General features: G+C 63.6%; 22 protein-coding genes. 6 read left to right on the top strand and 16 right to left on the bottom strand.

Translation table 11 applies throughout. The features are described from left to right. Positions 1 to 8: 8 nt before the first annotated feature. The 5 genes from HU720_RS03730 to pmbA form a co-directional block, all read right to left on the bottom strand. A complete protein-coding gene (locus HU720_RS03730; RefSeq protein ID WP_186517361.1) occupies positions 9 to 620 on the bottom strand; it encodes a superoxide dismutase in 612 nt (203 codons plus the stop codon). Position 621: 1 nt separating this feature from the next. Then, on the bottom strand, positions 622 to 1,074 hold the full coding sequence (locus HU720_RS03735) for a hypothetical protein (RefSeq protein ID WP_186517506.1): 453 nt from the start codon (positions 1,072 to 1,074) through the stop codon (positions 622 to 624). A 34-nt stretch (positions 1,075 to 1,108) separates the two neighbouring features. Continuing rightward, a complete protein-coding gene (locus HU720_RS03740) occupies positions 1,109 to 2,485 on the bottom strand; it encodes a class II fumarate hydratase (RefSeq protein WP_186517363.1) in 1,377 nt (458 codons plus the stop codon). Then, positions 2,478 to 2,879 (bottom strand): FagA protein, encoded by a 402-nt coding sequence (locus tag HU720_RS03745; protein ID WP_186517365.1) that lies wholly within the window; start codon positions 2,877 to 2,879, stop codon positions 2,478 to 2,480. Before HU720_RS03745 ends, HU720_RS03740 begins: the two co-directional genes overlap by 8 nt. A gap of 186 nt (positions 2,880 to 3,065) precedes the next feature. Then, complete coding sequence (pmbA, locus tag HU720_RS03750; RefSeq protein ID WP_186517367.1) at positions 3,066 to 4,412, bottom strand: metalloprotease PmbA; 1,347 nt, start codon at positions 4,410 to 4,412, stop codon at positions 3,066 to 3,068. Positions 4,413 to 4,521: 109 nt separating this feature from the next. Between pmbA and yjgA the strand changes: the two genes are divergently transcribed. Next, on the top strand, positions 4,522 to 5,043 hold the full coding sequence (yjgA, locus tag HU720_RS03755) for a ribosome biogenesis factor YjgA (RefSeq protein ID WP_186517369.1): 522 nt from the start codon (positions 4,522 to 4,524) through the stop codon (positions 5,041 to 5,043). A 63-nt stretch (positions 5,044 to 5,106) separates the two neighbouring features. Here the strand turns inward: yjgA and tldD are convergent, their stop codons facing one another. The 8 genes from tldD to mreB form a co-directional block, all read right to left on the bottom strand. Beyond that, entirely contained in the window at positions 5,107 to 6,546 is a 1,440-nt protein-coding gene (gene tldD / locus HU720_RS03760) for a metalloprotease TldD (protein WP_186517371.1), read from the bottom strand. 2 nt (positions 6,547 to 6,548) lie between these two features. Continuing rightward, complete coding sequence (locus HU720_RS03765; protein WP_186517374.1) at positions 6,549 to 7,400, bottom strand: carbon-nitrogen hydrolase family protein; 852 nt, start codon at positions 7,398 to 7,400, stop codon at positions 6,549 to 6,551. A gap of 9 nt (positions 7,401 to 7,409) precedes the next feature. Continuing rightward, positions 7,410 to 11,219 (bottom strand): YhdP family protein, encoded by a 3,810-nt coding sequence (locus HU720_RS03770; RefSeq protein WP_186517376.1) that lies wholly within the window; start codon positions 11,217 to 11,219, stop codon positions 7,410 to 7,412. A gap of 88 nt (positions 11,220 to 11,307) precedes the next feature. After that, entirely contained in the window at positions 11,308 to 12,765 is a 1,458-nt protein-coding gene (gene rng / locus HU720_RS03775; protein WP_186517378.1) for a ribonuclease G, read from the bottom strand. Positions 12,766 to 12,819: 54 nt separating this feature from the next. Next, positions 12,820 to 13,419, bottom strand: a complete 600-nt coding sequence (locus HU720_RS03780; RefSeq protein WP_186517380.1) for a Maf family protein — start codon at positions 13,417 to 13,419, stop codon at positions 12,820 to 12,822. 32 nt (positions 13,420 to 13,451) lie between these two features. Continuing rightward, positions 13,452 to 13,940, bottom strand: coding sequence for a rod shape-determining protein MreD (gene mreD, locus HU720_RS03785; protein ID WP_186517382.1), 489 nt, complete (start codon positions 13,938 to 13,940; stop codon positions 13,452 to 13,454). Next, on the bottom strand, positions 13,940 to 14,941 hold the full coding sequence (gene mreC, locus HU720_RS03790) for a rod shape-determining protein MreC (protein WP_186517508.1): 1,002 nt from the start codon (positions 14,939 to 14,941) through the stop codon (positions 13,940 to 13,942). The genes mreD and mreC overlap by 1 nt, the downstream gene beginning before the upstream one ends. Before the next feature lie 165 nt (positions 14,942 to 15,106). Then, positions 15,107 to 16,144, bottom strand: coding sequence for a rod shape-determining protein MreB (gene mreB, locus HU720_RS03795; protein ID WP_003255163.1), 1,038 nt, complete (start codon positions 16,142 to 16,144; stop codon positions 15,107 to 15,109). 205 nt (positions 16,145 to 16,349) lie between these two features. Between mreB and gatC the strand changes: the two genes are divergently transcribed. From gatC to HU720_RS03820, 5 genes are all read left to right on the top strand, one after another. Next, positions 16,350 to 16,637, top strand: a complete 288-nt coding sequence (gene gatC, locus HU720_RS03800) for an Asp-tRNA(Asn)/Glu-tRNA(Gln) amidotransferase subunit GatC (RefSeq protein WP_186517384.1) — start codon at positions 16,350 to 16,352, stop codon at positions 16,635 to 16,637. Between the two features lie 15 nt (positions 16,638 to 16,652). Further along, the gene (gene gatA / locus HU720_RS03805; RefSeq protein ID WP_186517386.1) at positions 16,653 to 18,104 is read left to right on the top strand and encodes an Asp-tRNA(Asn)/Glu-tRNA(Gln) amidotransferase subunit GatA; all 1,452 of its coding nucleotides are present in this window, start codon (positions 16,653 to 16,655) and stop codon (positions 18,102 to 18,104) included. Positions 18,105 to 18,115: 11 nt separating this feature from the next. Continuing rightward, positions 18,116 to 19,561 (top strand): Asp-tRNA(Asn)/Glu-tRNA(Gln) amidotransferase subunit GatB, encoded by a 1,446-nt coding sequence (gene gatB, locus HU720_RS03810; protein WP_186517388.1) that lies wholly within the window; start codon positions 18,116 to 18,118, stop codon positions 19,559 to 19,561. A 160-nt stretch (positions 19,562 to 19,721) separates the two neighbouring features. Next, positions 19,722 to 20,096, top strand: a complete 375-nt coding sequence (locus tag HU720_RS03815; RefSeq protein WP_186517390.1) for a septal ring lytic transglycosylase RlpA family protein — start codon at positions 19,722 to 19,724, stop codon at positions 20,094 to 20,096. A 61-nt stretch (positions 20,097 to 20,157) separates the two neighbouring features. Continuing rightward, positions 20,158 to 21,198, top strand: a complete 1,041-nt coding sequence (locus HU720_RS03820) for a calcium/sodium antiporter (RefSeq protein WP_186517510.1) — start codon at positions 20,158 to 20,160, stop codon at positions 21,196 to 21,198. 219 nt (positions 21,199 to 21,417) lie between these two features. Here the strand turns inward: HU720_RS03820 and HU720_RS03825 are convergent, their stop codons facing one another. From HU720_RS03825 to HU720_RS03835, 3 genes are all read right to left on the bottom strand, one after another. After that, complete coding sequence (locus tag HU720_RS03825) at positions 21,418 to 22,773, bottom strand: amino acid permease (protein ID WP_186517392.1); 1,356 nt, start codon at positions 22,771 to 22,773, stop codon at positions 21,418 to 21,420. A 51-nt stretch (positions 22,774 to 22,824) separates the two neighbouring features. Continuing rightward, positions 22,825 to 23,766 (bottom strand): AEC family transporter, encoded by a 942-nt coding sequence (locus HU720_RS03830; RefSeq protein WP_186517394.1) that lies wholly within the window; start codon positions 23,764 to 23,766, stop codon positions 22,825 to 22,827. Between the two features lie 202 nt (positions 23,767 to 23,968). Further along, positions 23,969 to 24,529, bottom strand: a complete 561-nt coding sequence (locus tag HU720_RS03835) for a response regulator transcription factor (protein ID WP_186517396.1) — start codon at positions 24,527 to 24,529, stop codon at positions 23,969 to 23,971. Positions 24,530 to 24,531: the final 2 nt, after the last annotated feature.

Genomic DNA, 24,531 nt, shown 5'->3' on the forward strand with positions numbered 1-24,531 from the left:
GGTTCGACTCACTTCAGGGCTTGATGGTAGCGGCGTTCCACTTCGGCCCAATCGACCACGTTGTAGAAGGCACCGATGTATTCCGGGCGGCGGTTCTGATACTTCAGGTAATAGGCGTGCTCCCATACATCCAGCCCCAGAATCGGCGTGTTGCCATGCATCAGTGGGCTGTCCTGGTTGCCGCTGCTTTCAACCACCAGCGTGTTCTGCGCGGTGACGCTGAGCCAGGCCCAGCCGCTGCCGAAGCGGGTCAGTGCAGCCTTGGTGAATGCCTCTTTGAACGCCTCGAAACCGCCTAACTGAGCGTCGATTGCCTTGCTCAGCTCGCCCTGCGGCTGGCCGCCGCCCTTGGGCGACATGACCGTCCAGAACAGCGAGTGGTTGGCGTGGCCGCCGCCGTGGTTGATCACCGCCCCGCGCAGGCTCTCAGGCAGCGTCTGCACCGCGCCCACCAGTTTTTCGACCGGCCAATCAGCCCATTCGGTACCTTCGATGGCTGCGTTCAAGCCGTTGACGTAGGCCTGGTGGTGCTTGGTGTGGTGGATTTCCATGGTGGCCGTGTCGATGTGCGGTTCCAGCGCATCGTAGGCGTAAGGCAGAGCAGGCAAGGTATGTGGCATATCAGTGGATTCCGTAGGCTGGGGTGCGATCGTTGATGCCGGTTTGTGCGACCAGTTCGCTGGCAGCCGGCGCCTGGCGATTGAGCAGGCGCTCGGTCCGCGGGTACTGGCCGTACTCGGCAATGAAACTCAGCAATTCGGTGTAGGTGCGCGCGCTGTGGCGCAACGCGGCGTCACGCAGCGGCTGCGGCAGACGAGTCTCCTGGCTGGCTTGTAGCAGCCGCTGGTGGGCGGCGCACAGGTAGTCGGCGCTTTCGTGTGGCTGGTTCAGGCGCAGGTGCAGGTCGGCCAGGTTATGGTGGGCAATGACCAACGCGGCCACCGCTTCGTCGACGTCATGCCAGCGCTCGAACAGCACCTGGGCCAGTGCCAGGGCTTGCAGATAATGTTCCCGGGCATCGACCAGTTCGCCGAGCTCAAACAGGCTATTGGCGTTTTGCGTGGTGCGTCTCAGTGCTGCATGACGTGCCTCCAGTGCGGCTGGGTGTTCAGATGCCGCCAGCGGTGAGTTTTTCAGGGTCGAGCAGTGCTTCGAGCTGGTCGCGGGACAGGTCGGTGTGCTCAAGCGCGACATCGATGACCGGGCGGCCCTGCTTGTAGGCGGTCTTGGCGATCTCGGCAGCCTTCAGGTAGCCGATGATCGGGTTCAGGGCCGTGACCAGAATCGGGTTGCGCGACAGCGCCTCCTTGAGCTTGGCCTCATTGACCGTGAAGGTCGCGATGGCCTTGTCGGCCAGCAGGCGGCTGACGTTGGCCATCAGCTCGATGCTTTCCAGCAGGTTGCGAGCGATCACCGGCAGCATCACGTTCAGCTCGAAATTGCCGGACTGGCCCGCCACGGCGATGGTGGCGTCGTTGCCAATCACCTGGGCTGCGACCATGGCGGTGGCTTCCGGGATCACCGGGTTGACCTTGCCTGGCATGATCGAAGACCCAGGCTGCAAGCCTTGCAGCTCGATTTCGCCAAGGCCCGCCAGTGGGCCGGAGTTCATCCAGCGCAGGTCGTTGGCGATCTTCATCAACGCCACCGCGCCGGTCTTGAGCTGGCCGGACAACGCCACGGCAGTGTCCTGCGAGCCGATCAGGGCAAACAGGTTTTCGCCTGGGGTGAACTCGATCCGCGTCAGGCCGCCCAACTGGCGGGCAAAGCCCTTGGCAAATTCGGGGTGCGCGTTGATCCCGGTGCCGACCGCAGTGCCGCCTTGGGCCAGGGCCTGCAAGGCCGGCAAGGTGGCTTCGATATGCGCGTGGGCTGCCTTGATCTGCGCCGACCAGCCACCGAGCACCTGGCTCATGCGCACCGGCATGGCATCCATCAGGTGGGTGCGGCCAGTCTTGACGTAACGGTGTACTTGCACAGCCTTGGCGTCGATCACCTGGGTCAGGTGACGCAGCGCCGGCAGCAGTTGCTCATGCAGGGCCAGCGCGGCGCTGACATGGATGGTGGTGGGGATGATGTCGTTGCTGCTCTGGCCGCAGTTGACGTGGTCATTAGCATTGACCGGCTCACCCAGCACGCGGCTGGCCAAGGTGGCGATCACCTCGTTGGCGTTCATGTTCGAGCTGGTGCCGGAGCCGGTCTGGAACACATCTACCGGGAAATGCTGGATAAAGTCCTCGGCCAGCAGTTGCTCCACGGCCTTGACGATGGCCGCGCCCTGCCCTGCGCTGATTTGCTTGAGCTCGATGTTGGTCTTGGCAGCGGCGGCCTTGGCCAGCAGCAGGGCGCGAATGAACTGCGCCGGCATCGGCTTGCCACTGACCGGGAAGTTGTCGACCGCGCGCTGGGTCTGGGCGCCGTACAGGGCCTGGGCCGGCACCTGCAGCTCACCCATGCTGTCACGCTCGATACGGGTATCACTCATCGTCTAATCCTTGCATCAGTTCATCGGGGGAAATCGATGGCAGCAGCACGCAATTGGCGAGCTGCATGGCATAGGGCTGCCAGCGCTGGTTCTGCTCACGGCGGTCGAGGTTGCGCAGGTCCAGCAGCGGGCGCCAGGCTTGATCAAGGCACAGGCAGCGCCAGTGCCAGGGCAGCATGCGGTCGCTGGCGGTATCGAGCAGCAGGCGCAGGGACGTCAGCGCCACCGTCCATGGCGAGGTCTCGGTGCAGCACACCAAATAGCGACCTTCGGCCAGGTAATGCTCGATCAGACGCGGCTCGTCGGGCTCCAAGGCGCAGCGGATACGGCGGCTGAGCCAGCGCCAGTTTTCCAGGTAGGGCAGTTCGTGGAGGACGGATTTCATGAACATCATTCGCCGGGTCACTGGGTAATGATATTCATTATTAATTGATAAACAGAATCACTTCAAGTGCGGCGAGGTAAACAAAAAACCCGGCGCGATGGCCGGGTTGTGTGTCACAGGCGTGGGAGCAGGCTTGCCCGCGATCGACCGCAATGGCCATCGCGGGGCAAGCCCCCCTCCTTACAAAAGCTGTTGTCAGCTGCCTGCTACAGTCATGCGCTCGATCAGCACCGAGCCTGTATGGATGTTGCTGCGGGTTTCGACATCGCTACCGATGGCAACAATTTGCTGGAACATGTCTTTCATATTGCCGGCGATTGTCACTTCTTGAACCGGGAACTGAATTTCACCGTTCTCGACCCAGAAACCGGCAGCACCGCGCGAATAGTCACCCGTCACCATGTTCAGGCCGTGCCCCATCAGTTCGGTGACCAACAGGCCGCGCCCCATCCGCCGGATCAACGCCTGTTGGTCCTCGACGCCATGGGTGACGAACAGGTTGTGCACACCGCCCGAGTTGGCGGTGCTCGGCAACCCCAGTTTGCGCCCGGAGTAGGTGCCCAGCACGTAGGAGACCAGCTCACCTTTGTCGACGAACGGTTTGGCGTAGGTCGCCAGGCCGTCACCATCGAACGCGGCGCTGGCCATAGCACGCGGGATATGCGGGCGCTCGTCGAGGGTCAGCCAGGCGGGGAACAGACGCTGCCCCAGGGTGCCTTCGAGGAACGACGACTTGCGGTAGAGGTTGCCGCCGGAAATGGCCGACAGGAAGCTGCCAAACAAGCCTCCGGCAAGCTCGGCGGCGAACAGCACTGGCACTTCGCAGGTAGGCACCGGGCGTGCGCCCAGGCGGCTGGCAGCGCGCTGGGCGGCGCGCTGGCCGATGCTGCGCGGGTCGGCCAGCAACTGGCCTTGGCGGTTGACGTCGTACCAGTAGTCGCGCTGCATCTGCCCGTCACCTTCGGCGATCATCACGCAGCTCAAGCTGTGACGGGTAGAGGCATAACCGCCGATGAAGCCATGACTGTTGCCGTACACGCGCACACCCTGGTGGGTGTTAAGCGAGGTACCGTCGGCATTGAGGATGCGCTTGTCGGCCTCGAACGCCGCAGCCTCACAGGCCAGCGCCATTTCAATCGCCTGTTCAGGTTCTATGCCCCAGTCGTGGTACAGGTCAAGGTCGGGAATGTCACGCGCCATCAAGGCTGCGTCAGCCAGGCCCGAGCAGTCATCCTCGGACGTGTGCTTGGCAATTGCCAGCGCAGCCGCGACGGTTTCGCGAATGGCTTCAGGGCCACTGGCGGAGGTACTGGCCGAGCCCTTGCGCTGGCCGACGTAGAGGGTGATGCCAAAGCCCTGGTCGCGGTTGAACTCGACGGTCTCGACCTCGCGCTGGCGCACCGTGGTGGACAAGCCCTGCTCCAGCGACACGGCCACTTCGCAGGCACTGGCGCCTTGGCGCCGCGCTTCGGCGACGATTGCTTCGACCTGTTCCTGCAACGCCGGCAGGTCCTTTGGACCTACGCTCTGGACTGCACTCATGGTTCTCTCCACTGAAAATTCTGCGTACGGCTTGGGTCATTCTACGACCGGGCCGGACAAGCGGCCCCCGACTGGTTATCATGGCGGCGATTTCCTGCGAGCTGCCCCCATGGTTGATTCCTACGACGACGCCTTCGATGGCGAAAAAAGCAAAACCCAGATCAAGCGCGAGCTGCATGCGCTGGTCGATCTCGGTGAGCGCCTGACCACACTCAAGGCCGACACCCTGGCCCGCCTGCCACTCACCGACGAGTTGCGCAAGGCGCTGGCCGAGGCCTGCAAGCACACCGCCCACGGCGCCCGTAAACGCCACATGTCGTTCGTCGGCAAGCTGATGCGCGATCAGGACCTGGACGGCATTCATGCCGTGCTCGACCAGATCGACAGCTCCAGCCGCCAGTACAACGAGCGTTTCCACGGCCTGGAGCGCTGGCGCGACCGGCTGATCGACGGTAACGACGAGGACCTCGAACGTTTCGTCAACGAGTTCCCCGACACCGATCGCCAGCACCTGCGCTCGCTGATCCGTCATGCCCAGCATGAAAAGGCGCGGAACAAGCCGCCTGCCGCTTCGCGCAAGGTGTTCAAGTACATCCGCGACCTCGACGAAAGCCAGCGCGGCTTGCGTTAAGGCCATTGAGGTTCAAGCCAGCCCCCATGCGGGGGTGGGCTTGAACCGCGATCGCGTTGCGCATCAAGCGCCGGTACCGCCCACGGTAATGGCGTCCAGCTTCAAGGTCGGCTGCCCAACGCCGACTGGCACCGATTGCCCGTCTTTGCCGCACGTGCCCACGCCACTGTCCAGGGCCAGGTCGTTGCCGACCATCGACACCCGGCTCATCGCTTCCGGCCCGTTGCCAATCAGGGTTGCGCCCTTGACCGGCGCGGTAATCTTGCCGTCTTCGATCAGGTACGCCTCGCTGGTGGAGAACACGAATTTGCCGCTGGTGATGTCCACCTGCCCACCGCCAAGGTTGGCGCAGTAGATGCCCTTTTTCACCGAAGCGATGATCTCTTGCGGGTCGCTTTCGCCGGCACGCATATAGGTGTTGGTCATGCGTGGCATCGGCAGGTGCGCGTAGGACTCACGGCGCCCGTTGCCCGTCACGGCCATGCCCATCAGCCGGGCATTGAGCTTGTCCTGCATGTAGCCCTTGAGAATGCCGTTCTCGATGAGTGTGGTGCACTCGGTCGGTGTGCCTTCGTCGTCGACGCTGAGCGAACCACGACGGCCTTCAAGGGTGCCGTCATCAACGATGGTGCACAGGCTCGATGCGACTTTTTCACCGATACGGCCACTGAACGCCGAACTGCCCTTGCGGTTGAAATCGCCTTCCAGGCCATGGCCGACCGCCTCGTGCAGCAGCACACCCGACCAACCCGAGCCAAGTACCACCGGCAACGTGCCCGCCGGGGCCGGGATTGCTTCGAGGTTGACCAACGCCTGGCGCAGAGCCTCGCGGGCATAGCCCATTACCCGCTCTTCGGTGAAGAACCGGTAGTCGGTACGCCCGCCACCGCCGTGCCCGCCGCGCTCGCGACGGCCATTGTGCTCGACGATCACGCTGACGTTGAACCGCACCAGTGGGCGTATATCCGCCGCCAGGCTGCCATCGGTGGCGGCGATCAGGATGCGCTCATAAACACCGGCCATGCTCACGCTGACCTGCTGGATACGTGGGTCGAGGGCACGGGTGGCGGCATCGACGCGCTTGAGCAACTCAACCTTTTCGGCGCGGCTGAGCACGTCCAGCGGGTTGTCCTGGCCGTACAGCGCAGCGACATCCTGGCTGCGGAACGCCTGCACGGTGCCGTTCTGGCCAGCACGGGAGATGGAGCGGGCAGCGCGGGCGGCAGAAGTCAGCGCCTCGAGGTTGATTGCATTGCTGTAGGCGAAGCCGGTCTTTTCGCCAGACTGGGCGCGGACACCAACGCCTTGATCAAGGTTGAAACTGCCCTCTTTGACGATGCCGTCTTCGAGCGCCCAGGTTTCCGAGATCTGGCCCTGGAAATACAGGTCGGCAGCGTCGATGCCGGGCCCGGCCAACTCGCCCAGCACAGCCTGCAGGCTTTCCAGCCCGAGGCCGCCGGGGGCCAGGAGCTGTTCGCTGACGGTGGTTAACATCTGGCTCATAGTCACTCCGAGGTGTGCGCAGGCCGCAAGGCGTCCTGCGAGAAAAAGCGCCGATGGTTGAGCACCGGCATGCGCGCCCTGATGGACGCCTGTTCATCACTGTCGCGCGTGGCCAGCAATACCGCTTCACCGCGCGCCTGTTGCGCAACGATCCGCCCCCAGGGGTCGATGATCGCCGCTTGCCCGTGGGTTTCCCGCGGGCCCGGGTGCAGGCCGCCCTGAGCGGCTGCCAGTACATAGCACTGGGTCTCGATGGCCCGTGCGCGAATCAATATTTCCCAATGTGCCGCGCCCGTCACTGCGGTGAACGCAGCGGGGGCGGTGATCAACTCGGCCCCGGCAGCGCGCAGCGCGCTGTACAACTCGGGAAAACGCAGGTCATAGCACACCGAAAGGCCAACGCGACCAACCGGCGTATCCGCCACTACCACTTGGCTGCCGTGGGCGTAATCGTCCGATTCGCGGTAGCGGCCACGGTTGTCGGCCACATCCACGTCGAACAGGTGCAACTTGTCATAGCGCGCGGCAATTTCGCCGTGCTCGTCAATCAATAGTGAGCAGGCGTTGGCCTTGGCCTCGGGTTGACCGACCGGTGGCAACGGCAGCGTGCCCGCAACAATCCATAACCTGAGGTCGCGAGCGGTGCGTTTCAACCATGGCAGGATCGGCCCTCGGCCCAAGGCCTCGGCGCGGCCAATGGCTGCGGCATCACGCCGGCCCATTGCGGCGAAGTTTTCCGGCAGTACCGCCAGCCGTGCGCCGCCCGCGGCGGCCTGCTGCAGCAGCACTGTGGCGCGCTGCAGGTTGGCCGCCACGTCATCCTGGCTGACCATCTGGATCACTGCTGACTTCATCGCCACCTCTTATTTGTCGAACGGCTTCACAAAGGTGATCTTAGGCTCTTTGATCGGGCCGTCGACCCGATAGTGCACACTGGCGAAGCGCGACACGCGGTCGCCGATCAGCCGATCGACCAGAAACAACGCGCCACCCACAGCCGGCGCACCGACAATCAATGCCGCCAGCGGCAGGTTGTTGGTGACGGGCAACGTCACCAGCAGCTTGGCATCGATGCGGTCGCGCACGAAGTCCAGGGTACCGTCCAGCTCGAAGTTGCTCGAAGGCCCGGTGACACTGATCGGCTCGCGGGTCACATACACCCCTTCACTGGCCACCAGCAAACCTTTGACCCGGTCGTAGGCCAGGCCTTTGCTGAACAGGTCGGAGAAGTCCAGGCGCAGACGCCGGCCAATCGAGTTGAAGTTGAGCAGGCCGAACACGCGTAGCGCCTGGGCGCTGCCTTCAACTTCGACGAACTGGCCCGAGCGCAGGGCCGCATTCATGCTGCCAGAGAAGCGGTTGATGCTGACCCAGGCGGGCGAACCGGGCCAGCGCCCATCGACGTCCATGCGGAAATCACGGCTGGTGACAGTGGGCGCAAAGCCCCAGGCCTTGAGCACTTCGCCCAGGTCCTTGCCGTCCAGGCGGCCCTTGTACCAGCTGGAGGTACTGCCAGGCACGCCCTCCCAACCACCATTGCCGTCAAGGTGCAAGCCCTTGAAGTTCAGGTCGATGTCGTCCATGCCCAGGCCGCGTGGGGTCTGGCGCAGTTTCAGGCTGGCGCTGCCGTACAGATCGTCACCGCGGTACAGCTTGTCGATGGCAAGGTCCAGTGGCGGCATCTTGCGTGGGTCGAAGCTGGCCAGCGGGTCCGGGGCGTTTTCATCCTGCTCTTGCGCAGGGTCGGCAGGCGGCAGGCGCAAGGTTTGCAGGCGGATGGTCATCGGCGCAGCCTTGGCATCCGGGATGCGCGCACTGCCCGCTACCTCCTTGCTGTCCACCCGCAGGTCCCAGGCAGGGCCGCCGCGCGCCAGGCGCACTACCGCCTGGTTAAGGTCAACGCCATAAGCCTTCAGCTGGCCGATGCTCAGGTCAACGCTCTGCAACAGTTGCCGGGCGCTGCCACCGGGGTCGTTGCCGGCAAGGTGTGCAGCCTTCTGCTGCCAGGGGTCCAGGTCCAGGCTGTCGAGCCGGCCGCGCACCCGCAGGCCCTGCCCGCTCGGCGGGATCGCCTCGTCCGTACCCAGCATCAACTCGCCACGGCCTTGGCCAAGCTTGTCGGCAGGCGCTGCGTAGGCAAAGCGGGCAAGGTCGGCATAGGCGGCATCAATGCGCCGCTCGGCGCCTTGCAAGGTCATGCTGAAACGGCTGTCGCGGGTTTGTGCGGCGGTCTTGCCGAACGGCGCCGGCAGGTCGATGGCTACGCCCTTGAGCGATGAATTGACGGTCAGGCGGTTATCCCGCGCGCCAAGGCTCACCTGCAACTGATACGGCACCTCACCGCTGACCGGTAGCGCCTGTTGCACCTGCAGCCATTCGGTGAGTGTCTTGACCGGCATCTGGCCACTGGCACTGACGCGCGTCTGGAACTGGCCATTCTTGCCTTCAGCGACAATCTGCGCACTGAGCGGTTTGCCAAACGCCTGCAGGCTCAGGTCCTTGGCACTCAAGCCCTTCTCGATATCGAAGCTGAAATCACCGGTAAGGTCGGTCAGTTCCAGGCTTGGCGGCGCGATCTTGAGCGTTGCGCCTGCGGTGGCGAAGTCCACCAGCACTTTCGGGCGCGGGCCGCGAGCCAATGGAATATCCAGTTTGACCTTGCCTGCAAGCGGGCCTTCGCCCTCCCAGGCTGCAAACGTCTCGCCAGTGCCGATCGGCGCCTGTTGGAGGATTTTCAGCCCATCGACAAGGCTGCCGTCGAAACTGCCATCGAGATACAGGTGGCTTTCCTTGCCAGCCTCGACATGCGGAATATCGACGTTGACGTTGCTGACTTTGGTGTCGAGCAGCAAGCCGCGGCGAGCCTTGACACGTACTCCGGTGTCTTCGATGAACACGTCGCCCTCAACCTGGGTGACCTTCGGCCAACCAGGCTGGTAGTCGAGGGTGGCGTCATGCACCTTGAAGAACAGGCTGATGTCGCGGGCGTGGGCCGGGGCGCCATGGTTGAGCGAACCCTGGTACTGGAAATAGCCCTCATCGACGTTGCCCTTGACGATGGCACTGCGCAGCCATTCATCCAACGCCGGGCTCAGCACTTCAGGCAGGTACTTGGCGGTGTAACGGCCATCACCCTCGGTGAGGCCGACGCGCAGGTCCATGTAATCCTCATGGCCGGGCTCCAGGTGCAGGCGAATAAGGAAGTCGGCGGCAATCTTGCCTTCCTCGCCCAGCACCTTGATGTACGGCGCCACCAAGGTGAAGGTCTGCTTGTCGATAGCCCAGGTCAGGCGCGCATTGGCTTTTTGGTAATGCCACGGTTTGCCGAAGATCGGGTAGAGATGCAGCATGAAGGCATCGGTATCGAGGCGTAGCTCGCCGTGCCCGAGGTCGCCGCTGATGGCGCCGCTGACATTCCCGGCAGCGGGTGCACCGTGGTAGGCATCAAAACCGACCTTCTCCAGGTTTGCCGCGAACTGCACGCGCTGGTCGCCTTCGGCTTTGGGGTGCAGGTCGAGTTGCACGTTGCGCAGGTTGCCGGTGACCTTGAGCGCATTGACCACGGTCAACAGCTTGTCGGGCAGCGGCGCCAGGCCGTTGATCAGCGGAGTCAACGGCGTCAACTCCAGGCGGTCGGCCTGGATTTTCCAAGATTCTTCAGCCGGGCTGTCGCCCACCCGTTGCGCCAGTTGCAGGTGGGACTCCCAGCGGTCCTTGCCGATGCTGGCGGCCAGGGAGTCGACGGTGACATCGAAGCCATCACCGCTGCGTTTGAACCAGGCATTGAGGGCCAGATCATCCAAGGTCACGGCTTTGCGGTCAGCGTAGGCGCCCTTCAAGCGCGGGGCATTCAGGCGTACCACAGCGTGCTGCAACTGGCCCTTGCTCCAGTCGACCCAGAACTCGCCACCTGCGTGCAACGTGGCAGCTTGCCATTGACCCAGCAGGCGCGGCGGCAGCCAGCGCGCCCAGTCGCTTTGCGGCAAGCTCACATAGGCCTCGACCCGCCCATCACGCCAAGCCTTGGCGGTGGCGCGGGTGCGCAGGCTGATTGCCAGCGGCTGGCCGTCGGGCAAGGTGGCACGCACATCCAGGCTCTGGCGCGAGGCCCCAGCCTGCAAACCGAGGCTGACATAAGTGAGGGTCAGCGGGTCGCGCTGCCAGGGCTGCAGCGTAACCTGGCTGTCGAAGAGGTCCAGACGCCCCAACTGGCGCAGCCGCTTGAGCGCCTCACCGGGGTCGAGCGGGCTGTCGTCCTTGTGCGGCAGGCCTTCAAGGGCCCACTGGCCCTGCTCGTCTTCACGCAGGATCAACTGCAAGCCGCCAAACTGGATATGCGCCAGGCGCACTTCGCGTGCCTTGAGGCTGGCCCAGAGGTCTGGCACGGCTTTGACTTCGTCCAGACGCAGGGTGTCTGCGCCTTCGCCAAGCTCCAGGTCGCGAATGCTCAACACAGGGGCCAGGCCGCTCCAGCGGCCTTCGAGGGCGCCAATATGCACCGGCAACCCCAGGGCCTGCTGCGCCTTGAGCTCGACGTCTGCGCGATATTCGGCGACCAGCGGGATAAGTTGCCGGCCAAGGCTGACGTACAACGCCACCAACACCGCCAGCAAGGCGCAGGCTGCCAGGCCCCAGCGGGTCAAGGCACCCAGAACGCGGTTCAGACGTTCCATGGCCGAGGCCCTCCGAGTCGTCCCTTAACTATGGCCGGTGAATAGCGCTTTGCCAGCCCGTCCATGGGGCGACCGCTTTTGAGCAAAGTCAGAGCAGCACCACATCGTATTGTTCTTGCGAGTACATGGATTCGACCTGAAAACGGATAGTTCGGCCAATAAAGGCTTCAAGTTCGGCGACGTTGCCCGATTCTTCATCGAGCAGGCGGTCCACCACCTTCTGATTGGCCAGCACACGATAGCCCTCGGCCTGATAGGCCCGGGCCTCGCGGAGGATTTCGCGGAAGATTTCGTAACAGATGGTCTCGGGGGTTTTCAGCTTGCCGCGGCCCTGGCAACCGGCACAGGGTTCACACAGCACCTGTTCCAGGCTTTCGCGGGTGCGCTTGCGGGTCATCTGCACCAGGCCAAGCTCGGTGATGCCAATGATGTTGGTCTTGGCATGGTCCCGTTCGAGCTGTTTTTCCAGGGTGCGCAACACCTGGCGCTGGTGCTCTTCGTCTTCCATGTCGATGAAATCGATGATGATGATGCCGCCAATGTTGCGCAGGCGCAGCTGGCGAGCGATGGCGGTGGCGGCCTCGAGGTTGGTCTTGAAGATGGTTTCTTCAAGGTTGCGATGGCCGACAAACGCGCCGGTATTGACGTCAATGGTGGTCATCGCCTCGGCGGGGTCCACTACCAGGTAACCACCCGACTTCAGCGGAACCTTGCGCTCAAGCGCGCGTTGAATCTCGTCTTCGACGCCATACAAGTCGAAAATAGGCCGCTCGCCGGGGTAATGCTCCAGGCGATCGGCGATTTCCGGCATCAGCTCGGCGACAAATTGCGTGGTTTTCTGGAAGGTTTCCCGGGAGTCGATGCGGATCTTCTCGATCTTGGCGTTGACCAGGTCGCGCAGGGTACGCAAGGCAAGGCCCAGGTCTTCGTAGATGACCGTGGGGGCACCGCACACCTGGATCTGTGAGCCGATCTGCTCCCACAGCCTGCGCAGGTAACGGATGTCCTGAAGGATGTCCTCGGCGCGTGCGCCTTCGGCAGCCGTGCGCAGAATGAAGCCGCCGGCGTCTTTCATCTCTTCGCGGGCCATGCAATCGGCGACCACTTGCTTGAGGCGGTCGCGCTCGGCTTCTTCTTCGATTTTCAGCGAAATGCCGACATGGCTGCTGCGCGGCATGTACACCAGGTAACGCGACGGAATCGACAGCTGGGTGGTCAGACGCGCGCCCTTGGTGCCGATAGGGTCCTTGGTGACCTGCACTACCAGGGCTTGGCCTTCGTGTACCAGAGCACTGATGCTCTCGACCGCCGAACCTTCGCGCTGGGAAATTTCAGAGGCATGGATGAACGCCGCACGTTCAAGGCCGATGTCGATGAATGCCGCCTGCATGCCCGGCAGCACACGCACCACCTTGCCCTTGTAGATGTTGCCGACGATGCCGCGGCGCTGGGTGCGCTCGACGTGCACTTCCTGCAGAACACCGTTCTCCACCACCGCCACGCGTGACTCCATCGGGGTGATGTTGATCAGGATCTCTTCACTCATGGCAGGCTCTCGTCAAAGGTCTCAGGTAATGATGGATCGCCGCACGGTGGCTGGCTAGCGCGCAAATGAATCCTCATGCGACTGCCAGCAGGGGATGGCGAACTGCTCAAGCAGCTCGGCCGTCTCGCTGAGGGGCAGGCCGACCACGGCCGAATAGCTGCCCTGAAGATGGCTGACAAACACTGCGCCCAAGCCCTGGATGGCATAGCCACCGGCCTTGTCCACAGGCTCGCCACTGGCCCAGTAGCGCCAGGCTTCATCGAAAGAAATGGCGCGAAAGCGCACGGTGCTGGTGACACACAGGCTCAGGCTGCGCTGGCCATCGGTCAATGCCACCGCCGTGAGCACCTGGTGCTCGCGGCCGGACAGGTCACCGAGCATGGCCAGGGCCTGCTCGCGGTCAGCGGGTTTGCCCAGGATCGTGCCGTCGAGCACCACGGTGGTGTCCGCACCGAGCACCACACCCGCGCCCTCGATGCCGCCGAAACCAGCCACAGCCTTGGCCCGGGCCAGGCGTTCGACATAGGCACCTGGCCCTTCGCCGGGCAGCGGTGTTTCGTCAATGGCGGCGCTGACGACCGTAAACGGCACGCCAATCTGCGCCAGCAATTCGCGCCGGCGCGGTGAGCCCGAGGCCAGGTACAACTGTGTCATGTGGACATCTCCCTGTCAGTGGTGGCGGGCCGTCAGTGAATGTGCAGGCGTACGCGCAGGCCACGCAGGGCGAAGCTCACCCACGGCCAGAGCAACGCACTGATCACCGCCGACCACACCAACGCCAGCGTTGGCAGGCGGTTGCCGGTCAGGGCGCTGAGCCACAGCTGGATCAGTTGGGCGATGCCGAAGACCACGAGGATGACCAGGCTTTGCTGCCATATCGGGAACATGCGCAGGCGCTGTTGCAACGACAGCACCAGGAAGGTGATCAGGGTCAGGATCAGGGCGTTCTGGCCCAGCAGGGTGCCGTACAGCACGTCCTCGGCGAGCCCCAGAATAAATGCGGTGGTCATGCCGACCTTGCCCGGCACGGTCAGCGTCCAGAACGCCAGCAGCAGGGCCAGCCACATCGGCCGGAACACTTCCATGAACTGCGGCATGGGCGAGACGCTCAGCAACAGGCCAATGGCGAAGGTCAGCCAGATGACCCAGCCGTTTCTGCTACGGGTGCTGGCCATTATTGTCTCCGGGGTTGGGCAGGCGTGGCAGCCGGTTGCGCTGGCGCCGCCGCTGGGGCGGCCTGGGGCGCAGGGGCAGCAGGTGCCGCCTGGCTGGCAGGGGCCTGGCCGTGGGTGGCGCCCTGGCGATCGGCTTCTTCCTGGGCCATGGCCGCTTCGGTGGCACGTTCTTCCGGGGTGCGCCGATCACTGAACACCAGGAGCATGTAGCGGCTGCGGTTCAGTGCGGCGGTGGGGATGGCACGCACAATGGCGAACGGCTGGCCGGAATCGTGGATCACTTCGTTGACCGTGGCCACCGGGTAGCCGGCCGGGAACCGCTGGCCCATGCCGGAGCTGACCAGCAGGTCGCCTTCCTTGATGTCGGCGGTATCGGCAACGTGGCGCAGTTCCAGGCGCTCGGGGTTGCCGGTGCCGCTGGCGATGGCACGCAGGCCGTTGCGGTTGACCTGTACCGGAATGCTATGGGTGGTATCGGTGAGCAGCAGCACCCGCGAGGTATATGGCATCAACTCGACCACCTGGCCCATCAGGCCGCGGGCATCGAGTACCGGCTGGCCGAGGAACACGCCGTCGCGCTCGCCCTTGTTGATCAGGATGCGGTGGGTAAACGGATTAGGGTCGACACCGATCAGCTCGGCGACTTCGACCTTCTCGTTGACCAACGCAGAAGAGTTGAGCAACTCGCGCAGGCGCACGTTCTGCTCGGTCAGGGCCGCCAGTTTTTGCAGGCGCCCCTGCAACAGCAGGGCTTCGGTCTTGAGTTTTTCGTTCTCGGCGATCAGCTCGGTGCGGCTGCCGAACTGGCCGGCCACACCCTGCCACATGCGCTGGGGCAGGTCGGTGATCCAGTAGGACTCCATCAGCACCAGGCCCATCTGGCTGCGCACAGGCTTGAGCAGGTCAAAACGCGAGTCGACCACCATCAGCGCGACCGACATCACTACCAGTACGAGCAGGCGCACGCCCAGCGAAGGGCCTTTGGAGAAAAGCGGTTTAATGGGCCGTTCCTCGTGGACGACGACTCAGGAAGTCATAGGGCATGGGGCAACGCACCGGCCTGCTTGCAGATTGACGGAAACGGCGCCGCGAAGACGCCTGATAAGCGCATACAGGTAGCACTGTGCGTGCTACCTGTAAACCGGGGCGCTGTGCTGCAACCGCGATCACTCGCTGGAGAGCAGGTCCATGGCGTGCTTGTCCATCATCTCAAGCGCACGGCCACCGCCGCGAGCGACGCAGGTCAGCGGGTCTTCGGCGACGATCACCGGGAGGCCGGTTTCCTGGGCAAGCAGCTTGTCGAGGTCACGCAGCAGCGCACCACCACCGGTCAGCACCAGGCCACGCTCGGCGATGTCCGAGGCCAGCTCCGGCGGCGACTGCTCCAGTGCACTCTTGACCGCCTGGACGATGGTCGCCAGCGATTCCTGCAGCGCTTCGAGCACTTCGTTGGAGTTCAAGGTGAAGGCACGCGGTACGCCTTCGGCCAGGTTACGGCCGCGTACGTCGACTTCGCGCACTTCGCCGCCTGGGTAGGCAGTACCGATTTCCTGCTTGATGCGCTCGGCAGTGGATTCGCCGATCAGGCTGCCGTAGTTGCGGCGCACGTAGGTGACGATGGCTTCATCGAAGCGGTCGCCGCCAACCCGTACGGATTCTGCGTAGACCACGCCGTTCAGCGAGATCAGCGCGATTTCGGTGGTACCACCGCCGATATCGACAACCATCGAACCGCGGGCTTCTTCGACCGGCAGGCCGGCACCGATGGCGGCGGCCATGGGTTCTTCGATCAGGAACACTTCGCGAGCACCGGCACCGAGGGCCGATTCACGGATTGCACGGCGCTCGACCTGGGTCGATTTGCACGGCACGCAGATCAGCACACGCGGGCTGGGCTGCAGGAAGCTGTTTTCGTGAACCTTGTTGATGAAGTACTGCAACATTTTTTCACAAACGCTGAAGTCGGCGATGACGCCGTCTTTCATCGGACGAATGGCAGCAATGTTGCCAGGCGTACGGCCCAGCATGCGCTTGGCTTCGGTACCGACAGCGACAACGCTTTTCTGGTTGCCGTGGGTACGGATGGCAACAACCGAGGGCTCATTCAGAACGATACCGCGCTCACGCACGTAAATAAGGGTGTTGGCAGTACCCAGGTCGATGGAGAGATCGCTGGAAAACATGCCACGCAGTTTCTTGAACATGGGAAAGTGACCCTGGGGAAAGCGTGGGTAAAAAAGTGCGGCAAACTCTAACAATGGCAGGGATTTTGGGCAAGGAGCCAATATGTTAAATTGGCTGTTTTTCCGAGCATGCCTGCCGGTGATCGCGGCTCTTCGACCGTAAAAAGCCCGGCATGTTCCTCAATTGCGCAGCCATTGCGCTTTTTCGTTTCTCCTGGAGATCCCCATGGCGCTTCAACGCTCCGACGTGGAAAAGATCGCCCATCTGGCCCGATTGGGCCTGAATGACAGCGAGCTGCCACGCATTACCGACGCCTTGAACAGTATTCTCGGGCTGGTCGACCAGATGCAGGCCGTCGACACAACTGGCATCGAACCGCTCGCGCACCCGCTGGAAACCACCCAGCGCCTGCGCCCCGACCAGGTCACCGAAAGCAACCAGCGCGATCGCTACCAAGCCATCGCCCCGATGACCGAAAACGGTCTGTACCTGGTTCCGAAAGTCATCGATTAAGGGAAAGCGCCTGCCATGCATCAACTGTCTCTCGCCGAGATCGCCCGCGGCCTCGCCGACAAGTCGTTCTCTTCGCAAGAACTGACCGGCGCGCTGCTGTCGCGTATCAAGCAGCTCGACCCGCAGCTCAACAGCTTCATCACCGTGACCGAACAGCAAGCCCTGGACCAGGCCCGTGCCGCCGACGCGCGCCGCGCAGCTGGCGAAAGCGGCGCGCTGCTGGGTGCCCCGATCGCCCACAAGGACCTGTTCTGCACCAACGGCGTACGCACCAGCTGCGGCTCGAAGATGCTCGACACCTTTACCGCCCCGTATGACGCCACCGTGGTCGCCAAGCTGGCCGAAGCCGGCATGGTCACCCTGGGCAAGACCAACATGGACGAGTTCGCCATGGGCTCGGCCAACGAGTCCAGCCACTACGGCGCGGTGAAGAACCCGTGGAACCTCGAACACGTGCCCGGCGGCTCCTCCGGTGGCTCGGCTGCAGCCGTGGCTGCGCGCCTGCTGCCGGTCGCCACCGGTACCGATACCGGCGGCTCGATCCGCCAGCCCGCGGCGCTGACCAACCTCACCGGGCTCAAGCCGACCTACGGCCGTGTCTCGCGCTGGGGCATGATTGCCTACGCCTCCAGCCTCGACCAGGGCGGCCCGATGGCCCGCACCGCCGAAGACTGCGCGCTGCTGCTGCAAGGCATGGCCGGTTTCGATGCCAAGGACTCCACCTGTGTGGATGAGCCGGTGCCGGACTACAGCGCAAGCCTCGGCGCCTCGCTGCAAGGCCTGCGCATCGGCCTGCCGAAGGAATACTTCGGCGCCGGCCTCGACCCACGCATCGCCGACCTGGTGCATGCCAGCGTCAAGGAGCTGGAAAAGCTCGGTGCCGAGGTCAAGGAAATCAGCCTGCCGAACATGCAGCACGCCATCCCGGCCTACTACGTGATCGCCCCTGCCGAAGCCTCCTCGAACCTGTCGCGCTTCGATGGCGTGCGTTTCGGCCACCGCTGCGCCGACCCCAAGGACCTCACCGACCTGTACGAGCGTTCGCGCGGCGAAGGTTTCGGGGTTGAAGTGCAGCGCCGCATCATGGTCGGCGCCTACGCGCTGTCGGCCGGCTACTACGATGCGTACTACCTGCAAGCGCAGAAAATCCGCCGCCTGATCAAGAACGACTTCATGGCCGCGTTCCACGACGTCGACGTGATTCTCGGCCCGACCACGCCAAACCCGGCCTGGAAGCTCGGCTCGAAAGTCAGCGACCCGGTTGCCGCGTACCTCGAAGACGTCTACACCATCACCGCCAACCTGGCCGGCCTGCCGGGCCTGTCGATGCCAGCCGGTTTCGTCGATGGCCTGCCGGTGGGCGTGCAATTGCTGGCCCCGTATTTCCAGGAAGGCCGCCTGCTCAACGTCGCGCACCAGTACCAGCAAGTCACCGACTGGCACACCCGCGCCCCCAACGGCTTCTGAGGAATTCACACATGCAATGGGAAGTTGTGATCGGGCTGGAAATTCATACCCAGCTCGCCACCCAGTCGAAGATTTTCTCCGGCAGCGCCACCACCTTCGGCTCCGAGCCGAACACCCAGGCCAGCCTGGTCGACCTGGGCATGCCCGGCGTGCTGCCGGTGCTCAACCAGGAAGCTGTGCGCATGGCGTGCATGTTCGGCCTGGCCATCGATGCCGAAATCGGCCCGCGCAACGTGTTCGCGCGCAAGAACTACTTCTACCCCGACCTGCCCAAGGGCTACCAGATCAGCCAGATGGACCTGCCGATCGTCGGCAAGGGCCACTTGGATATCGCCCTTGAAGACGGCACCATCAAGCGCGTCGGCGTCACCCGTGCCCACCTTGAAGAAGACGCCGGCAAAAGCCTGCACGAAGACTTCAATGGCGCCACCGGCATCGACCTCAACCGCGCCGGCACGCCACTGCTGGAAATCGTCTCCGAGCCGGACATGCGCAGCGCCAAGGAGGCCGTGGCCTACGTCAAGGCGATCCACGCCCTGGTGCGCTACCTGGGCATCTGCGACGGCAACATGGCCGAGGGCTCGCTGCGCTGCGACTGCAACGTGTCGATTCGCCCCAAAGGCCAGGTGGAGTTCGGCACTCGCTGCGAGATCAAGAACGTCAACTCGTTCCGCTTCATCGAGCGCGCCATCAACAGCGAGATCCAGCGCCAGATCGACCTGATCGAAGACGGCGGCAAAGTCGTGCAGGAAACCCGCCTGTACGACCCGAACAAGGACGAAACCCGCTCCATGCGCAGCAAGGAGGAAGCCAACGACTACCGTTACTTCCCCGACCCAGATCTGCTGCCGGTGGTCATCGAACCTGCGTTCCTGGAAAGCGTGCGCGCCTCGCTGCCAGAACTGCCGACGCAAAAAGTCGAGCGCTTCCAGAGCCAGTACGCACTGTCGGCGTATGACGCCAACGTGTTGGCATCGAGCCGCGAACAGGCCGAATACTTCGAGAAAGTGGTCAGCATTGGTGGCGACGCCAAACTGGCTGCCAACTGGGTCATGGTCGAGCTGGGCAGCCTGCTGAACAAGCTGGGCCTGGAAATCGACCAGTCGCCGGTCAGCGCCGAACAGCTCGGCGGCATGCTGCTGCGCATCAGCGACAACACCATCAGCGGCAAGATCGCCAAGGTGGTGTTCGAGAAAATGGCTGCCGGCGAAGGCTCTGCCGACCAGATCATCGAAGCCGAAGGCCTCAAGCAGGTGACTGACAGCGGCGCCATCGAGAAGGTGCTGGACGAAGTACTCGCCGCCAACGCCGAGCAGGTCGAGCAATACCGCGCCGCCGACGAGGCCAAGCGCGGCAAGATGTTCGGCTTCTTCGTCGGCCAGGCCATGAAAGCCTCCAAAGGCAAGGCCAACCCCGGGCAGGTGAACCAACTGCTCAAGGCCAAGCTCGAAGGGTGACCCCTGTCGCGGGGCTGCCTTGCAGCCCATCGCGGGCTAGCCAGCTGCCACAGGTTCTGGGTCAGCCCCAACTATCGAGGCTGGGCCAGTTCACTGTGAGCTGGCCCCACCCTGCGATGGGCTGCGAGGCAGCCCCAACTGCCTCAACGGAGCATCCCAATTGCTGAAACGGTCCCTCACCACCCTCGCCCTGTTCTCGCTACTGGCCGGCTGCGCCAGCCATGATATCGACCCGCGCGGCTATGATCAGGCCGGCACTGCTTCGTATTATGGCGCCCGCCATCACGGCAAGCGTACCGCCAGCGGCGAACCTTTCGACCAGCACGCCCTGACCGCTGCACACCGCAGCCTGCCTTTCGGCACACGCGTCCTGGTCACCAACCTGAGCAATCAGCGCAGCGTCATCGTGCGCATCAACGACCGCGGCCCGCACGCGCGCGGCCGGCTTATCGACCTGTCCCGAGCTGCCGCCGAAAAAATCGGCATGCTGCGTAGCGGAACCGCGCGCGTGCGGGTACAAGGTTTGAGCGACTGACCCCACTGGAGCCCTCGCCATTTTCGACCTGGCCACCCTCCCCACCTTCAGCCTTCTGCAACTGGCCAGCGGCCTGCTGCTGCTGATCATCGGTGCCGAACTGCTGGTACGTGTCGCCCTGCGCCTGGCTTCGCGCCTCCACGTGCGGCCATTGATCATCGGCTTGAGCCTGGTGGCATTCGGCAGCACCGCACCACAACTCACCGTCAGCCTGCAGGCCGCCTATCAAGGCGCCCCCGATGTGGCCGTCGGCAGCGTGATCGGCAGCAACATCTTCAATGTGCTGGTAATTCTGGGCCTGGCCGCACTGATCATTCCACTACGGGTATCACGGCAACTGGTGCGCCTGGATATTCCGCTGATGATCGCCGCCAGTGGGCTGGTTTACCTGCTGGCCAGCAATGGCCTGCTGGGGCGCTTCGAGGGCGTGGTATTGCTGCTGGGCCTGCTCGGTTACCTGTTGATGCTCTGGCACCAGTCCCGCCACTACGCACGTACCTATCCGGCCCCCAGCGTTCAGTCGGCGGGCGGGCGCTTCTGGACCGGCGTGGCATTACAGACACTGCTGGGCTTCGGCTTGCTCAGCGTAGCCGGGCACCTGCTGCTGGAAGCCTCTGTGGAAGTGGCGACTGACCTTGGGCTGTCCGAGCGGATCATCGGGCTAACCGTGGTGGCAGTCTGCACCTCGCTGCCAGAGCTGGCTGCCGCGCTGATCGCCGCCTTGCGCGGGGAGCGCGAAATCGCCGTGGGCACGGTGATCGGCAGTAACCTGTTCAACCTGCTGGCGGTGCTTGGGCTGACCGCCGTGGTGGCCCCGGAACCGCTGTCGATCTCACCGAATGCGCTGGCTTTCGACCTACCGGTGATGCTGGGCGTGGCGGCGCTATGCCTGCCGGTGTTCTACTCCGGCTACCGCATCACCCGCGCCGAAGGGGTGGTGTTCCTGTGCCTGTACCTGGCCTACGGCCTGCATGTAGTCACGTTCACCACCGGCCTGCCACTGGCCGGGCGGCTTGAGCGGCTGATGCTGTTTTATGTGCTGCCGGTGCTGGGTTTTGCCCTGCTGTACACCACCCTACGGGCGTGGCGTCGGCAGCACTGAGTGCAGGCCAGAACCCTGTTTCTTACACAATCGCCGGGCCCGCTGCGCGAGCCTTTCGCGACACAAGGCCGCTCCTACAATGACCGCGTCGGGCCCAAGTCCACAAGCCCATGCATTCCGGTGTAGGAGCGGCCTTGTGTCGCGAAAGGCTCGCGCAGCGGGCCCAGCGATCTTGGACAAGGCGCAAACCCGGGCGACACAGGGCCGCCCTTGCACTGTTCAGGCCTGGCGCTTCTTCTTCAGCTTGAACGCCACCCACAGCACGGTAATCCAGGCCGGGATCAGCATCACCGAGATGCGGATCGGCGGCGTCAGGTACATCACCACCAGAATCAGCACGATGAACGCCAGGCACAGGTAGTTGCTCACCGGGTGGCCCCAGCTGCGGTAAAACGGCGTGATGCCTGCCGCAAGCTTGGCCTTGCGGAACTTCAGGTGGGTAATGCTGATGCTCGCCCAGTTGATCACCAGCGCCGACACTGCCAGCGCCATCAGCAGGCCAAAGGCTTCGCCCGGCATCAGGTAGTTGATGACCACGCACAGCCCGGTGGCGAACGCCGACACGCCCAAGGCATTCAATGGCACACCCCGACGGCTGACCTTGAGCAACTGACGCGGTGCATCACCCTGCGAAGCCAGACCAAACAGCATGCGGCTGTTGGCGTACACGCAGCTGTTGTAGACCGACAGCGCGGCAGTCAGCACCACTACGTTGAGGATGGTCGCCACCAGGTCGCTGTCCAGCTCATGGAAGATCATCACGAACGGGCTGCCGCCCTGCACCACTTTCTGCCAGGGGTACAGCGACAACAGCACGGCAAGGGCGCCGATGTAGAAGATCAGGATGCGGTAGACCACCTGATTGGTCGCCTTGGGGATACTTTCACGCGGGTTGGCAGCCTCGGCCGCCGTGATACCCACCAACTCCAGGCCACCGAAACTGAACATGATCACCGCCAGCGCCATCACCAGCCCGGTCACGCCATTGGGGAAGAAGCCGCCGTATTGCCACAGGTTGGCGACACTGGCGTCGGGGCCGCCGTGGCCACTGCTGAGCAGCCAGGCACCAAAGCCGATCATGCTGACGATGGCTACGACCTTGATCAGCGCAAACCAGAATTCCAGCTCGCCATAGACCTTCACCTGGGTGAGGTTGATGGCGTTGATCACCACAAAGAAGATCGCAGCCGTGGCCCAGGTGGGGAAGTCTGGCCACCAGTACTTGACGTAGATACCCACGGCGGTGAGTTCGGCCATGCCAACCAGCACGTACACCACCCAGTAGTTCCAGCCTGAGACGAAGCCTGCAAACTCGCTCCAGTACTGGTGGGCAAAGTGGCTGAAGCTGCCGGCAACCGGCTCTTCAACGACCATTTCACCCAGCTGGCGCATGATCAGGAAGGCCATCAGGCCGGCAACTGCATAGCCCAGCAATACCGAGGGGCCGGCGAGCTGGATGGTCTGGGCGATGCCCAGAAACAGCCCGGTGCCGATGGCGCCGCCCAGCGCGATCAGCTGGATATGGCGATTCTTCAGCCCGCGCTGCAACCGCTCGGGCGTGCTCTGGTCTTGCATGAAGTGTCCTTTAGGTGTGGCAGTGTCATTGGTTTTATGTGCAGCAAGGGTCTAGATCCAACCGCCCCACTGCAAGACGAAAATGCCGATATTGGTGGTGATCGCCGCCATCAGCGTGGTGATCACGATGATCGATGCCGCCAACTCGTGGTTGCCATTGGCCGCCCGCGCCATCACGTAACTGGCCGCCGCCGTGGGGCTGCCGATGTACAGGAACAGGATGCCAAGCTCGGCGCCACGAAAACCGCAAAGCCAGGCGCCAAGGGTACCCAGGATCGGCAGCCAGACCATCTTCACCAGGCTGACATCCATCGCCAGCCTGCCGCTATCGCGCAGCGCTGACAGCGACAGGGTTCCGCCGATGCAGATCAGTGCCAGCGGCAAGGTCATCTGTGCCAGGTAATCACCGGAGGTCAGCAGCCAGTTCGGCAGCGGCACCTGGCCGTAGGCCATGGGAGTAGCCGCCAGCACGCTGAGGATCAACGGGTTGCTGAAAATGCTCTTGCAGATGCTCCACGGGTCGGACTTGAGGTCGGGGCTGTACACCGCCAGCACCACCGCCGACAGCGAGTTGTACAACAGGATCACCAGCCCGGCCAGCACTGCGCCGAGAGAAATACCATAGTCGCCGTACAGGCTGGCGGCCAGGGCAAGGCCGATTACGCCGTTGTTGCCGCGAAATGCGCCTTGGGTATAAATGCCGCGATCTGCCAGCGGGCTGCGCCAGATTGCCAGGCCCCAGGCGATGGCAAAACCTGCCAGGGTGGAGGCGACGAAATACAGGATAACCCCAGGTTTTACCGCAGCGGCAAGGTCGGCGTGATAGATGCCCAGAAAGAGCAGCGCCGGCATGCACACGTTGAACACCAGCGATGAGGCGACCTTGCTGAAATTGTCGTCGATCACGCCGATGCGCTTGAGCAGTATGCCCATGAACAGCATGGCAAAAACCGGGGCCGTGATGTTCAGCGTCTGGATAAGAAGGGCGAGCATGCGCAAGCGATCCTGAAGGGAGTGGCCGTTAGGCGGCTAATGATACGCCAACACGCCGGGAAATGCGGGGATCGAGGGGAATGCTGTGCGCTGAAGATGGCTGGGGCCGCGTTGCGGCCCTTTCGCGGCGCAAGGCCGCTCCTACAGAAGTCATCAGCCGGGGTAGGAGCGGGCTTGCCCCGCGATGGGGCCAACCCAGGCTTCAGCGCCGGACCGGGCGCTTCTGCAGTTTGCGCTGCAGGGTGCGCCGGTGCATGCCCAGCGCCCGCGCGGTGGCCGAGATGTTGCCCTCGTGCTCGCCGAGTACGCGCTGGATATGCTCCCACTGCAGGCGGTCAACCGACATCGGGTTCTCCGGCACCAGCGAGTCCAGGTCGGTGTGTTCCGACAGCAGAGCGGCCAGCACGTCATCCGCGTCGGCCGGCTTGCACAGGTAATTGCAGGCGCCACGCTTGACCGCCTCGACCGCCGTGGCAATGCTCGAGTAACCGGTCAGGATCACCACGCGCATTTCCGGGTCCAGCTCAAGCAACTTGGGCAGCAACACCAAGCCCGAGTCGCCTTCCATCTTCAGGTCCAGCGTGGCGTAGTCCGGCAGGTCCTGCTCGGCCAGTTTCAGGCCCTCTTCGGCAGAACCTGCGGTGCTCACCCGAAAGCCGCGGCGGCTCATCGCGCGCGCCATTACCCGGGTGAACGTAGCGTCATCGTCCACCAGCAGCAGGTGCGGCAGTTCTTCGCCTTCGACCTGGTTTTCTTCGCTCATCT

The sequence above is a fragment of the Pseudomonas sp. SWRI51 genome (assembly GCF_014268825.1).
Classification (GTDB): Bacteria; Pseudomonadota; Gammaproteobacteria; order Pseudomonadales; family Pseudomonadaceae; genus Aquipseudomonas; species Aquipseudomonas farsensis.